At 70.6% G+C, this 12,589-nt stretch carries 14 protein-coding genes and 1 pseudogene; 7 read left to right on the plus strand and 8 right to left on the minus strand.

The features are described 5' to 3' along the window. Window positions 1-77 precede the first annotated feature (77 nt). The 3 genes from ACFQ46_RS24160 to ACFQ46_RS24170 all read right to left on the minus strand — a co-directional run bounded on the left by ACFQ46_RS24160 (window position 78) and on the right by ACFQ46_RS24170 (window position 3,588). Entirely contained in the window at window positions 78-1,787 is a 1,710-nt protein-coding gene (locus ACFQ46_RS24160; protein WP_380262901.1) for a dihydroxyacetone kinase family protein, read from the minus strand. Between the two features lie 22 nt (window positions 1,788-1,809). Beyond that, entirely contained in the window at window positions 1,810-2,826 is a 1,017-nt protein-coding gene (locus tag ACFQ46_RS24165) for a sugar phosphate isomerase/epimerase family protein (protein ID WP_380161869.1), read from the minus strand. 78 nt (window positions 2,827-2,904) lie between these two features. Further along, entirely contained in the window at window positions 2,905-3,588 is a 684-nt protein-coding gene (locus ACFQ46_RS24170) for a GntR family transcriptional regulator (protein WP_380262903.1), read from the minus strand. Window positions 3,589-3,647: 59 nt separating this feature from the next. Here ACFQ46_RS24170 and ACFQ46_RS24175 point away from each other — a divergent pair, with 59 nt between their 5' ends. Together ACFQ46_RS24175 and ACFQ46_RS24180 are read left to right on the plus strand one after the other, a co-directional pair. Beyond that, entirely contained in the window at window positions 3,648-4,988 is a 1,341-nt protein-coding gene (locus tag ACFQ46_RS24175; protein ID WP_380262905.1) for a M20/M25/M40 family metallo-hydrolase, read from the plus strand. Between the two features lie 90 nt (window positions 4,989-5,078). Then, the gene (locus ACFQ46_RS24180) at window positions 5,079-5,321 is read left to right on the plus strand and encodes a hypothetical protein (RefSeq protein ID WP_380262907.1); all 243 of its coding nucleotides are present in this window, start codon (window positions 5,079-5,081) and stop codon (window positions 5,319-5,321) included. A gap of 30 nt (window positions 5,322-5,351) precedes the next feature. Here ACFQ46_RS24180 and ACFQ46_RS24185 read toward each other — a convergent pair whose 3' ends face one another. From ACFQ46_RS24185 to ACFQ46_RS24195, 3 genes are read right to left on the minus strand one after another with little or no spacing between them, the layout of a single operon-like run. After that, complete coding sequence (locus ACFQ46_RS24185; protein ID WP_380262909.1) at window positions 5,352-5,897, minus strand: GNAT family N-acetyltransferase; 546 nt, start codon at window positions 5,895-5,897, stop codon at window positions 5,352-5,354. 22 nt (window positions 5,898-5,919) lie between these two features. Then, window positions 5,920-6,585, minus strand: coding sequence for a TetR/AcrR family transcriptional regulator (locus ACFQ46_RS24190; RefSeq protein WP_380262911.1), 666 nt, complete (start codon window positions 6,583-6,585; stop codon window positions 5,920-5,922). After that, on the minus strand, window positions 6,582-7,682 hold the full coding sequence (locus ACFQ46_RS24195; RefSeq protein WP_380262913.1) for an FAD-dependent oxidoreductase: 1,101 nt from the start codon (window positions 7,680-7,682) through the stop codon (window positions 6,582-6,584). Before ACFQ46_RS24195 ends, ACFQ46_RS24190 begins: the two co-directional genes overlap by 4 nt. 43 nt (window positions 7,683-7,725) lie before the next feature. Here ACFQ46_RS24195 and ACFQ46_RS24200 point away from each other — a divergent pair, with 43 nt between their 5' ends. Genes ACFQ46_RS24200 through ACFQ46_RS24210 form a run of 3 tightly spaced genes read left to right on the plus strand, consistent with a single transcriptional unit; the run spans window position 7,726 to window position 8,712 of the window. Beyond that, a complete protein-coding gene (locus ACFQ46_RS24200; RefSeq protein WP_380262915.1) occupies window positions 7,726-8,052 on the plus strand; it encodes a hypothetical protein in 327 nt (108 codons plus the stop codon). A 34-nt stretch (window positions 8,053-8,086) separates the two neighbouring features. Beyond that, entirely contained in the window at window positions 8,087-8,293 is a 207-nt protein-coding gene (locus ACFQ46_RS24205; protein ID WP_328291611.1) for a hypothetical protein, read from the plus strand. Further along, complete coding sequence (locus ACFQ46_RS24210; RefSeq protein ID WP_328291610.1) at window positions 8,269-8,712, plus strand: hypothetical protein; 444 nt, start codon at window positions 8,269-8,271, stop codon at window positions 8,710-8,712. Before ACFQ46_RS24205 ends, ACFQ46_RS24210 begins: the two co-directional genes overlap by 25 nt. 60 nt (window positions 8,713-8,772) lie before the next feature. Here the strand turns inward: ACFQ46_RS24210 and ACFQ46_RS24215 are convergent, their stop codons facing one another. Next, a complete protein-coding gene (locus ACFQ46_RS24215) occupies window positions 8,773-9,246 on the minus strand; it encodes a hypothetical protein (protein WP_328291609.1) in 474 nt (157 codons plus the stop codon). Window positions 9,247-9,325: 79 nt separating this feature from the next. Further along, window positions 9,326-10,354 (minus strand): tyrosine-type recombinase/integrase, encoded by a 1,029-nt coding sequence (locus ACFQ46_RS24220; protein WP_380262917.1) that lies wholly within the window; start codon window positions 10,352-10,354, stop codon window positions 9,326-9,328. A gap of 284 nt (window positions 10,355-10,638) precedes the next feature. Here ACFQ46_RS24220 and ACFQ46_RS24225 point away from each other — a divergent pair, with 284 nt between their 5' ends. Both ACFQ46_RS24225 and ACFQ46_RS24230 read left to right on the plus strand, forming a co-directional pair. After that, on the plus strand, window positions 10,639-10,875 hold the full coding sequence (locus ACFQ46_RS24225; RefSeq protein ID WP_380262919.1) for a helix-turn-helix domain-containing protein: 237 nt from the start codon (window positions 10,639-10,641) through the stop codon (window positions 10,873-10,875). Window positions 10,876-11,314: 439 nt separating this feature from the next. Further along, window positions 11,315-12,532: pseudogene (locus ACFQ46_RS24230) on the plus strand (IS256 family transposase). Window positions 12,533-12,589: the final 57 nt, after the last annotated feature.

A 12,589-nucleotide genomic window follows, 5' to 3' on the forward strand; every position in this document is an offset into this window, starting at 1 on the left:
CGTCCTTGTAGGAGACACCGGCCTCGTCGGCGGCCAGCACCACACGCCACTGCAGATCAGTCATGCGCTTTCCTTCCTCAGAGCTTCTCGGCGACGGTGCGCGTCACCAGCGCGAGCGAGACGGCACCGGCGTCGGGGTGACCGATGGAACGCTCCGCCAACGGCCGCGCCCGCCCGATCTGCGGTCGCAGCTGCTTCGTCGCCTCGGCGGCGTCCGTCGCCGCTTGCGACGCCGTGGTGAAGGCCGTCTTCAGGTCGTCGCCGGCGGCGATGCGCTCGGCGAGGGTCTCCGCGAAGGGGACCTGGGAGTCGAGCATCGTCTTGTTGCCGACGCGGGCACCGGCGAGGCGCATCACGGCCTCCACCGACGCGGTGGCGCCTTCGGAGACCTGCTCCGGCGTCGGCGTGCCCTCGTCGCCGAGCTTGTCGGCGAACGCGTGCAGCAGCACGCCCCAGATCACCCCGGAGGTGCCGCCGGCGCGGTCGGCCCACGCCGCACCCGCCGCCGACAACGTCGACGCGGCCCCGGCCCCGGCGTCCGCGGCCGTCCGCGCCGCCTGCGCGGCCGCGACGGAACCGTTGACCATGCCGGTGCCGTGGTCGCCGTCACCGGCGATGGCGTCGATGCGCCCGAGTTCCGCTTCCGCGTCCTTGAGCACCTCGCGCACGGCCTCGATGAGCCCGGCGATCTTCTGCCCCGACTCCTGCGCCGACGCGGGAGTGCCGCTGTAGTCGGCGACCTCGTCCTCGGGGACGACGTACGTCGGGGCCGGGGTCGTCTCGATCGTCGCGCCGACGCTCAGCGCCGGACACTGCGCCGGGTCCGTCCACAGCTTCTCGAGTTCCTCGTCCAGCCACGTCACCGTGAGCGAGCAACCCGCCATGTCCAGGCTGGTGACGAGTTCTCCGACCTGGGGGGCGACGATCTCGTAACCCGCGGCCCGCAGCTGCTTCGCGATGGGCACGTAGAGCAGGAACAGCTCCTCGTACTTGGTGGAGCCGAGGCCGTTGACCAGCACCGCGATCCGCCCGGAGTCCGGCGCGTCGTCGGGCTTGCCGCCGAGGACCTTCTCCACGAGCAGGGTCGCGATCTCCTCCGGGGTGCCGATGGGCTCCTCGGAGATCCCCGGCTCACCGTGGATGCCGAGTCCGATGGCCATGTTCCCCGGGGTGACGGTGAACAACGGCTCGGTCTCACCGGGAAGGGTGCAGCCGGCGAAGGCGATGCCCATCGAGCGGGTGACGTCGTTGACGTGACGGGAGACGCGCACGACGTTCTCGAAGTCGTAACCGGCCTCCGCGGCGGCACCGGCGATCTTGAAGGCGACGACGTCCCCGGCGATGCCCCGACGTTCCCCGTTGGCGCCCTGGCCCTCGGAGGCGACGTCGTCGGTCACGACGAGCAGTTCCGCGGGGATGCCCTCGGCGCGCAGGCGTTCCGCGGCGAGGCCGAAGTTGAGGATGTCACCGGCGTAGTTGCCGAAGCCCAGCAGGACCCCGCCGCCGCGGTTCGCGGCCTTGGCGACGTCGTAGACCCAGCGAGTGGAGGGGGAGGCGAAGACGTTGCCGCACACGGCGGCGTCGGCCAGGCCCGGCCCGACGTAGCCGGCGAAGGCCGGGTAGTGCCCGGACCCGCCGCCGGCGATGACGGCGACCTTCCCGTCGGGGGTGGCGGTGGAGCGGATCACTCCGTGCGGGACCGGCTGCACGAAGTGGGAGTAGAGGTCCACGAATCCGGCAACGGAATCGTCGACGAACGAGGACGGGTCCCCGAAGATCTTCGTCATGCGAACGGTCTCCTTCGATCGCTCAGTGGTTCACGGCGGAGCTGCTGAACTGCTTCCAGGTCGTCGCCCTGGGCAGGACGCGACGGATGTACTCACGGTTCGTGGCGCCGACGCTGATGCTGTCGCCGCCGTAGTGTTCCACGCAGAAGGCGCCCCGGAACCCGGCCTCGATGGCCATCGTGATCGCCTTGCGGTAGTTGATCGTGCCGAACTCCAGGGGAGCCGGGTGGGTGCGGACGGAACCGGTGCCGGGTTCCTCGTCGCGGTAGTAGTTCTTGAGGTGCCAGTAGTTCGTGTAGGGGAACGTCTTGGCGGCGATCTCCTCCCACGGCTCCACCTCGCGGTGCAGACGCAGGATGTTGCCGAAGTCCGGGTTGAGGCCGACGTTGTCGAAACCCACGTCCTGGACGAACTGCACCATGCCGTCGGCGGTGCCGAGGTAGGTGTCCTCGTACATCTCCAGGGCGATCTGGACACCGACGCTCTGGGCGTGCGCGGCCAGTTCCTTGATCTTCGCGACGGCGACGGCGCGGACGTCGTCGCTGAAGTCGTCGGAGTAGCCGGGCTGCAGCCAGAACCACAGGGCCTTGGCCTGGTCGGGGGTGAAACCGCGCATGAACCCGAAGTTCACGACCGGGATGCCGATCGCGGCGCACGCGTCGATGGCGCGGTGGGAGTAGGCGAGGTTCTCGTCGGCCTTCTCGTGGTCCATCACCGAACGACGCGAGGTCGAGAACGCCGGGATCGTCAGCCCGGCCTGGCGCACCGTGGCCGAGAACTCGTCGAGACGCTCGGGGGAGAGGTCCGCGATCCGGATCCAGGTGTCGGTCGGGTCGATGCTCGTGTAGCCCGCGTCGGTCATGACCTCGAGCGTCTGCGCCCACCCCTCGGCGGACTGCTCCTGCACCGTGGTGCCGTCCTTCAGGACGTGCGGGTGCGGCATCATCGGGACGGTGATCGGCCAGTTCTGGCGGGTCAGCACGTCCGGGAAGCCGTCGAACACGCGAGTGCTCGTCGGGGTGTGCGCGTCGTCGCTCACGGTGTCACTCCAAAAGGTCGTCCGTTGAGTCAGATTCTATAGAAAATCACGCCAGAAGGCGAGCGCCTCCCGGCGTGTTCACTCGACCGCCCGGTCCAGGACACCCTGCAGGTGCGCGCGCATGGCCTGCGCGGCGCCCTCCGGATCGCGCTGCTCGAAGGCGCGCACGATCGCCTCGTGCTCCGAGACGCTCTCGTCCGCATCGCTCACCCGTTCCTCGACCTGGTGCAGACGCTGCACGAAACCGCGGAAGGAGTCCAGGGTCCGGACGATGAACGGGTTGCCCGTCCCCTCCGCGACCAGCTCGTGGAAGGACCAGTCGGCCTCCAGGTAGTGCTTGAAGCCGGCGTAGCCCGGACCGGTGGGCGCGGAGCGCTGGTCCTCGACCGCGCTCCACAGCCGGGCGACGAAGGCGTCGTCGGTGCGGACGCAGGCACGCTCGGCGTTGCCGGGTTCCACCAGCAGCCGGACGTCGACGAGCTGGGCGAGCTCCTCCGCCGAGAGCAGCGGCGCGGCCCGGTAGCCGCGGCGGGCGCTGCGGACCACGAGGCCCGAGCCCTCGAGGCGGGCCAGCGCCTCCCGCACCGGGGTGGCGGAGACGCCGAGGCGGACGGCGAGGGTCTGGGTCCGCAGCGCCGAGCCGGGCTCCAGGCCCCGGTTCATCAGGAGTTCGAGGATCGCGTCGTGGACGGTGTCGCTCAGTCCCCGCGGGGCGTCCACCGACCAGTCGCCGTCGTCGGTGGTCGCGCGGGAGCTGTCCATGGCACCGGGACGCTACCCGAGACGCGCTCCCGGGGGCGGCACGCTCTACGGTGGCGCAGGTGAGCGCGGACACGACGAACGGGACGAACGGGACGGGCGCGGCCGAGGCGGAGGTCGTGGACCTGTGTCGCGATCTCCTGCGCATCGACACCTCCAACTACGGCGACGGTTCGGGTCCGGGGGAGCGCGTCGCGGCCGAGCACGTCATGGAACTCCTGCACGAGGTCGGTCTGCAGCCCGAGTACGTCGAGGGGTTCCCGAAGCGCGGCAACGTGGTCGTGCGGGTGCCCGGTGACGAGCGGGGGACCGCCGAGCGCGGCGCGCTGCTGATGCACGGCCACCTCGACGTCGTCCCGGCGCAGGCGGCCGACTGGAAGGTCGACCCGTTCTCCGGTGAGATCGCCGACGGCTGCCTCTGGGGTCGTGGCGCCGTCGACATGAAGGACATGGACGCGATGCTGCTCGCCGTCCTGCGCGACATGGCCCGCCAGGGGACGAGACCCCCGCGCGACATCGTCTTCGCGTTCCTCGCCGACGAGGAGGCCGCGGGTGTGCAGGGTGCGGAGTGGCTGGTGCACGAGCGTCCCGAGCTGTTCGAGGGGGTCACCGAGGCCGTCAGCGAGGTCGGGGGTTTCTCCGTCGACCTCGACGGGCAACGCACCTACCTGCTGCAGACGGCCGAGAAGGGACTGGCCTGGTTGCGTTTGGTCGCCCACGGTCGTGCGGGCCACGGGTCGCAGGTCGGCACCGACAACGCCGTGACCCGGTTGTGCGCCGCGGTGACGCGGATCGGTGAGTACTCCTGGCCGTTGGAGTACACCGCCACCGTGCGGCAGTTCCTCGAGGGTGTCTCCGAGATCACCGGGGTGGCGTTCGAGGAGACCGATCCCTCGGCGCTGCTCGCGAAGCTCGGCACGACCGCCCGCTGGGTCGGCGCCACCCTGCAGAACACCGCGAACCCCACCGCGCTGGACGCCGGGTACAAGCACAACGTGATCCCGGGCACGGCGAGCGCCCTCATCGACACCCGGTTCCTGCCGGGACGTCAGGAACAGCTCATGGAGGTCATCCGCGACCTGGCGGGCGACCGCGTCGACGTCGAGGTCGTCAACCAGAGCGTCGCGCTGGAGACGGAGTTCGCCACCCCGCTGGTGGACCGCATGCAGGCCGCCCTGCTGGCGGAGGACCCGGGGGCGAAGGTGCTGCCGTACTGCCTGTCCGGGGGGACCGACAACAAGTCGTTCTCGCACCTGGGGATCCGCGGTTACGGTTTCGCGCCGCTGCGGTTGCCGGCGGGGATGGACTTCGCGGGCATGTTCCACGGGATCGACGAGCGCGTTCCGGTGGACGCCCTGGAGTTCGGCGTGCGGGTGCTGCAGCGCTTCCTCGCCGACGCCTGAGGTCCGGCCCGGTCCGGGTCCGGAGTGGGGTCGGAGTGGGCTCGCGGTGGTGCGGTCGCCGACTCCGCCGGCAGCCGCCACCCTGAGCAGGTGACCGACACCGAGCACTCCCAGCCCCCGGCCCCCGTGGCCGACAGCTTCACCGCCCTGACCGGCAACCTCGACCAGTTGCTCGCCGCGGCCGAGAGCGCCGGCGACGAGGCCACCGCGGGCCTCGCCGGAGGTCTGCACGCCGCGGCCCTGGACGCCCTGCGCGCCATCGCCGCGGCCTGCGGCGTCGACTGGGACGGCGTCCTCGCCGAACGCGACCGCCGTTCCGTCGTCGCGGAGTGACCTCCTCCGGTCCGAGGAGCCCCGCGCTCCTCAGACCGGGAACCGGCCCGACGGGTTCGAGATCACGAACAGTTGCGACCGGCCGTCGTGCCAGAGGCCGTCGACGACGCCGAGGTCGCGCATCCCGATCCGGGTGGCCGTCGCACGGCTGCGGAGGTTGTGGGTGTGGGTGAGGGCCCACACCTCGTCGTGACCCGCGTCGAAGGCGTCGTGGACGGCGGTGAGGGCCGCGGCCGCCGCGTAGCCGTGGCCGACGGCGTCGGGGTGGAGGTACCAGCCGACCTCCACCTCACCGTGCTCGGAGTTCGGTGCGGTGAAGAGCAGGACGCTGCCGACGGGTTCGAGGCGGTCGGGGGTCACGATGGCGCGCGTGCCCAGCGGGGGTTGCGCGGTCAGCGCCCACTGCTCGATGCGGTGGCGGGCCTGGGTGACCTCAGCCAGCGGGACCCGCGCCGCCTCCCCGAACCACTGGATGACCTCGTTGCGGCGCAACAGGTCGTAGAGCCGTTCGGCCTCCTCGGGCCGCCACGCCCGCAGGCTGACCGGGGGAAGTCCTGAGGTCTCCGCGGTCGTCACGGGCTTCACGGTAGCGCCGGGCTCACCCCTCGGTGGGGGTGACGGCGACGATGCCGTGCAGCAGGGCTCGCAACGCCCAGCGCAGACGGTCCCGCCCGGTTCCGGAGAAGAGTTCGTCGCTCACCCGGTCGAGGTGGACGAGGTGTCCGTCGTGGTGGCGGACGGCGTCCTGCTCGACCGCGTCGTCGGTGTCGGGGGAGTCGCGACGGGTGGCCTGCTCCGCGGCGGTGGCCGTGGCCAGCTGCAGCAGCAGGTCCAACCCCCAGGCCGCCTGGCGTGCGGGGACGTGGCCCCGGTGCAGCTCCCCGAGCGCCCGGTCCACGAACGCGAGGAACTGCGGACCGGTGGGACGGACCGCGACCAGCGAACGGGCCAGTCCGGGGTGGCGGAAGAGCAGTTCGGTGTAGCCGCTGAACTGCGCGACGAGGCGTTCGCGCCAGTCCCCCTCCACCGGAGGTTCGAGGTCCAGCAGCAGGCGGTCGAGGATCGCCGCGTGCAGTTCGGCGGTGTTGCGCACGTAGACGTACAACGACGCCGGGCCGGTGTCGAGGGCGGCGGCCAGCTTGCGCATCGTGAGCCGTTCGAGGCCGTCGGCGTCCATCAGGCGCAGGGCGACGTCCACGATCGTGTCGCGACTCAGCGGGGGTTTCGCGGGTCGTTCCCGGCGGCTGAGCGGGGTGGGGGTCACACCCGGGCTCCGGCGGCCGTCGCGGAGTGGATCGCGAACTGCTCGACCAGCGGCGCGGGTGAGTCGGCGCAGAAGATCAGGTCGAGGTTGCGGGCCGCCTCGGCGGCCTTCTCCTCGCTGCGGGCGAAGAGGTCCGCCTCGTAGCACGCGAGCGCCGTCTCGACGTCGTCGGGGTGTTCGAGCAGGGCGCGGGCGAGTTCGGCGCCGTCGAGGAGGGCGAGGTTCGCGCCTTCGCCGGCGAAGGGGGACATGACGTGGGCGGCGTCGCCGAGGAGGGTGACCCCGGGGACCCGGTCCCAGGTGAGTCCGGTGGGGAGGGCGTGGACGGGGCGGGGGGTGAAGCCGCTGTCGGCTTCGTGGACGAGGCGGAGCAGGCTCTCGTCCCAGCCGTCGAAGGCGGTGAGGAGGGCGGTGCGGGTGTCGATGCGCCGCTGGGTCCAGTTCTCGGGGACGCGGAGGCCTGCGTAGACGTGGAGGCTTCCGTCGGTCTCGCGGTGGGCGAGGAACCCCTGGTCCTGGCCGAGGGCGAAGAGCATCCCCGCGCCGACGGTGTCGGCGGCGAGGGGGTGGCGTGCGTCGGCGTCGACGAGGTCGAACTCGACGAAGGAGATGCCGCTGTAGGCGGGGACCGCGGGGGTCAGGAGGGGCCGTACCCGCGACCAGGCGCCGTCGGCGCCGACGAGGAGGTCGGTGGTCGTGGTGGTGCCGTCGGCGAGGGTGAGGGTGTGGCCGCCGTCGGGGTGGGGGTGGGCGGCGGTGAGCCTGGCGCCCCAGCGGACGGTGTCGTGGGGCAGGGAGTCGAGGAGGAGACGACGCAGCGTGGTGCGGTCGATCTCGGGGCGGGTGCCGTCGCCTTCGTCGGTCTCCTCGTGGTGCACGACGCCGTGGCGGTCGAGGACGCGCAGTGCGGCCTGTCCGGTGTCCTCGTGGATGTCGAGCATCCCGCCCTGGCGGCGGGTGTCGGGTCCTTCGTCGAGGTCGAGGACGAGGGCCTCGACGCCGTGGACGTGCAGGACGCGGGCGAGGGTGAGGCCGCCGAGGCCGGCGCCCACGATGGTGAGTGGTCGATGGGTCACGAACACGATCGTGACGAACATGTTCGTCGGCGTCAAGGGAGAGCGTGCGACCTACGCTGTTGCAGTGCCCCGCTACGACCGTGACGAGATCGCCCGCCGTTGCGGGCACGACAGCTGGCAGCAGGCCGTCGAGGCCACGGCTCACCTCTCCCAGCAGGAGGCGGGCCGGGTGCTCGGCGTCAGCCACCCGACGGTGCGGGTCTGGCGGGCCGAACTGGGCGTGGGGGTGGCCGTGGCGCGCCCCTCCGCGGCGGAGCGCAAGGCGGCGTTCCTGGCCGATCCCGGTGATCCGCGGCACGGTTCGGCCAACGGCTACCGCAACGTCGGTTGTCGCTGCGAGCGGTGCACCGAGGCGTGGACGACGTACCAGCGGGAACGCCGCAACGCCTGACATCACGCGACATCACTGGGGTACCCTGGATCGCATGGCCCAGATGACCCTCCGCCTCTCGGAGGAGCACGAACGCATGCTGGACGACCTCCAGCGACGCAACCCCGGTGTCTCGCGGCAGAAGCTCTTCGAATCGATGCTCGAGCAGTCCACGCGCGAGCAGGAGGAGGAGATCGCGACGATCGCCGAACGCATCGCCACCAGCAACCCCGCGCTGTGGGAAGCGCTGCGCGCTCGGTGATCCCCGAGCGTCCCCGCTTCCTGACCGTCGCCCAGATCAGCGAACTCGCCGACTGGCTCGCCGAGGAACCCGTCCGCATCCGCGACGTGGGGGCCCTGGTGGCCGCTGCGTCGCGTCCTGCCGTCGACGTCGACGGTGAGCGCGTCTACCGCGACGAGTACGAGCAGGCGGGTGCTCTGATGCACGCCATCGCCACGACGCGTCCGTTCGACTCGGCGCTGAACCCGGGAATCGCGTTGTTCGTCGCGCTGGCCGCCCTGGACCGCAACGGGATCAAGACGTTGCGCCCGGACGCCGACCACGGCCAACGCCTCGTCCGCTCGGTCGCCGAGGGGCTCGACGACGTCGGTCTCATCGCGACCCACCTGCGTCAGATCGCCCTCGGGGAGCCGTGGCGGGAGACGTTGCCCCCGAGCTGACCGTTCCACCTCGAGGAACGCACCGGCCGGACCCCTGACGGGGCCCGGCGACGGGGACGGTCAGTCCGAGGTGGCGCCGGTGAGCGTGTCGAGCGCTTCCCGCGTCGGGGTGCCGGACTTCTTCGCGGCGACGGCGGCGTCGACGAGGGAGATGAAGAAGTCGTCGAAGGAGGTGTCCTCGCCGTGGGCGTCCCAGTGCTCGGAGGTGATCTCCGAGGTGAAGGCGGCGAAGGCCTCGACCGAGGAGGCCGTGTCCGGGTAGTCGTCACCGACGGCCTGCAGCCAGTGGTGCCAGCCGTTGACGTAGGCGGCGGCCTGCTCGCGGCTGTCCGCGTCCCGCAGGACGGTGCCGACACTGGCGGCGTCCAGGCTGTAGGGCGGCTGTGCGAGGGCCGTGGCGGCCGCGGGGTGCTCGGCGATGGTGTCAAGGGTGCCTGCGCGTTCGGCTTCGTCCAGGAAGCGTTCGAGGCTGCGGTGGTTGCCGGCCGGCCAGGGCATCTTGTTGGCGCACTGCGTGCGCCTGTTGCTGGGCATGCCTGTCCTCTTCGCTCGTGGAAATCTCCCCGGGATCATCTCACGCCGCGCGTCCGGCGTGCGCGGTCGCGCGTGCCCCTCACCCCTGTGCCGACACCGACGACCCTGCCGAGACACCGCGCAACGCGGCGTAGGTGCGGTTGCCCGCGGCCGCGGACCGCAGCTCCTGGGCGGCCACGTCGATGTACTGCTGGGACGTCGTGAGGCTCTGGTGGCCCAGCAGCCGCATGATCTCCACGGCGCTTCCCCCGGCGGCGACGACCTCGGTCGCGAAGGTGTGGCGCAGAGCGTGCACCGAGGCACCCCGCGCCACCCGGTCGTGGATCCCGGCCGCCCGGTAGGCGGTCCGGACGAGGTACTGCAGCTGGTTGCGGGTCAGGGCCGCGCCACGGGTGTCGACTAACATCGCCGCGTCCAGCGGCAGCACCGCGGGGCAGGCGAAGCGCGCACGACGCGAGGCGAGGTAGGTCTGCAGGACCTCCGCCAGCGCCGCCTCGACGGGCACGCTGCGCTCGGCGTTGCCCTTGCCGAGGACCCGCAGTCGCTGATCACCGTCGGCGCCGGCCAGGTCACCCACCCGCAGCCCCAGCAGTTCCGCGCTGCGGATGCCGCTCACGAGCAACGTCGCCACCACCGCGAGGTCCCGCTCCGGCCACGGATCACGAGCCCCGGGCCGGTCGAGCGCGACCGAGTACAGCAACAGTTCCGGCGTGCGTTCCCCGCGCAGGGGTTTGGGACCCGTGCGGTCCGGGTGCGGGCGCTGCACACCACCCATCGGGTTGCCCGGCAACGCGTCCTCCGCCACGAGGAAGGAGCAGAACCCGTTCCACGTCGACCAGCAGCGGGCGATGGAACTCCGTGCGTGGTCGGCGGCGAACTCGGCGAACGCCGCGCGCAGGGCGCGGACCGTGAGGTCGGCCACCAGGAGTTCCTCGCCGGCGAAACGTCGCAGCCGGGGGAGCAGGACGGCGACGTCACGCCGCCGGGCGTCGGTGGTGTGCGGGGATTCCTTGCGGGGGAGTCGTACGACGTCGTAGGCGTCGAGAGCGGCCTGCAGCGACGTCGAGGCGGTCACGACCTCGGGAACCCCGGACGACGGGGGAGTCATGTGACGAGCGTGTCGTACCGGGGGAGTCGTGTCAAGCGCTTTCGTTGTGCCGCAACGAGTTTGCTCCAGAGTAGAGGAGATCCGGAACGGGGGAGTCGTCTGCATGTTCTCCCTGCCCGACGCGGTGACGTGACCCTCCCGTCACCGTCAGCGCCTGCTGTTGGTCTCACCAGCCCCACTGACCCCACCGGGGTCTCACTGCGGGTCAAGACGACTTCGAAGCTTCGTACGACTTCTCTGCGCCTCTGCGCCTCTGCGCCTCTGCGCCTCTGCGTGAGCGCGACGTGAGCGTCGAGGCCACGTCAGCCGTGCTGTCCTTGTACGTGGGTGACTCCACCCGCAAGCTCGTCCTCATCGGCCTGGCTAACCACGCTCACCGGGATGGGAGGGCTGCGTATGCCGGCATCGAGACGCTGGCGGCTTACGCCAACTGCTCTGCTCGCACCGTCCAGCGTCACTTTGCCAAGCTCGTCGTGGACGGCTTCATCCGTGAAGGTGATCGAAGCGTCATCGACGCTTGAATCCCGATGCGGTACCGGCCCATCAGCTACGAAGTGGCGATGACCGAAGCGACGGCACGAGCATGGGCCCTCAACGCAGTGATGAGGGCCGGCGACAGGTTGCTGCAGCTCATGGGCGTCGTGGTGGATCTGCATCTATGCAGGTCAGCAGGGATGACAATCTGACACCCCTGGTGAGGGAGGAGCCTTTGAAGCCAGTCCCGCAGAAGCTGGTGAGCGTCAGGGTGACAATTTGTCACCCCTGAAGGCTGTGGATAACTCGGCGTCAGGGGTGACACGGGTGGGGTTCAGGGTGACACAGCTGACGCTTCAGGAGGGTTGTGTCCACCAGAGTGGTGTACGACCAGCCCCGATGACGGGCGCGGCTGACACGTAGAAGGCGGCCACCGAGTGATGCTTCGAAGGACCTCTCACAGTGCCTTTGAAGGAGACGAACGCGATGACCGCTGGACCCATGATGGACCCTGCCCACTTCGTGCACGAGCAACTGGCCCAGGCGAGCCCCGACCTGCTGCGGGAGCTGATGAGCACGTTCGTGAACACCCTGATGTCCGCTGATGCCGACGCCGTGTGCGGAGCCGCTTACGGCGCCTCGAGCCCTGAGCGGGTGAACTCTCGCAACGGCTACCGCCACCGCGACTTCGACACCCGCCTCGGCACCATCGACGCCGCGATCCCCAAGCTGCGAGCCGGCTCCTACTTCCCCGACTGGCTCCTCGAGCGACGCCGACGCGCTGAACGGGCCCTGACCACCGTCGTCGCCACCGCCTACCTGCTGGGCGTCTCGACCCGCAGGATGGAGAAGCTCGTGGAATCGTTGGGCATCACGAGGCTATCGAAGTCGCAGGTCAGCGAGATGGCGAAGGACCTCGACGTCCAGGTCGATGCCTTCCGCATCCGACGCTTGGACGCTGGGCCCTACACGTTCCTCGCCGCCGACGCGCTGGTGATGAAAGTCCGCGAGGACGGCCGGGTCGCCAACGCCCACGCGATGCTCGCGGTCGGCGTCAATGCCGACGGGCACCGCGAGATCCTTGGGTTGCAAACCTCCTCCGCGGAGGATCGGGCCGGCTAGCTGGGGTTCTTCCGCGACCTCACCGCCCGCGGCCTGAGCGGGGTGCGGTTGGTGACCTCCGACGCCCACGCTGGTCTGGTCGCCGCGATCGGCGCTACGTTGCCCGGCGCGTCCTGGCAGCGGTGTCGGACGCACTACGCCGCGAACCTCATGGCCGTCACACCCAAGACCAGTTGGCCATGGGTGAAGACGTTGCTGCACAGCGTCTACGACCAGCCGGATGCTGACTCCGTGCACGCCCAGTTCGACCGGATCCTGGACGCCGTCGAGCAGAAACTACCGAAAGTCGCCGCGCACCTGGACGCCGCCCGCGCCGACGTCCTCGCGTTCACGGCGTTCCCGAAGGAAGTCTGGCGCCAGGTCTGGTCGAACAACCCGCAGGAGCGGTTGAACCGTGAGATCCGCCGCCGCACCGACGTTGTCGGCATCTTCCCCGACCGCGCCTCCCTGATCCGTCTCGTCGGGGCCGTCCTGGCCGAGCAGGACGATGAGTGGACCGAAGGCCGTCATTACCTCGGCCTGGACCTCCTCGGCCGCTGCCGACTCATCGCGATGCCTGGCGGTCAGGACAACTCTGAGTGACTGTTTCAGATGTGGGTCCATGTCGGGCATGCTGGTGCGGTGGCTGGTGATCGCAAG

The organism is Kineococcus sp. GCM10028916, assembly GCF_042674865.1.
Taxonomy (GTDB): domain Bacteria; phylum Actinomycetota; class Actinomycetes; order Actinomycetales; family Kineococcaceae; genus Kineococcus.

Coding starts and splice junctions, on each gene's coding strand:
- ACFQ46_RS24220 (WP_380262917.1), bottom strand. CDS start 10,354: ATGACTCCCCCGTCGTCCGGGGTTCCCGAGGTCGTGACCGCCTCGACG.
- ACFQ46_RS24205 (WP_328291611.1), top strand. CDS start 8,087: ATGGCCCAGATGACCCTCCGCCTCTCGGAGGAGCACGAACGCATGCTG.
- ACFQ46_RS24160 (WP_380262901.1), bottom strand. CDS start 1,787: ATGACGAAGATCTTCGGGGACCCGTCCTCGTTCGTCGACGATTCCGTT.
- ACFQ46_RS24170 (WP_380262903.1), bottom strand. CDS start 3,588: ATGGACAGCTCCCGCGCGACCACCGACGACGGCGACTGGTCGGTGGAC.
- ACFQ46_RS24195 (WP_380262913.1), bottom strand. CDS start 7,682: ATGTTCGTCACGATCGTGTTCGTGACCCATCGACCACTCACCATCGTG.
- ACFQ46_RS24215 (WP_328291609.1), bottom strand. CDS start 9,246: ATGCCCAGCAACAGGCGCACGCAGTGCGCCAACAAGATGCCCTGGCCG.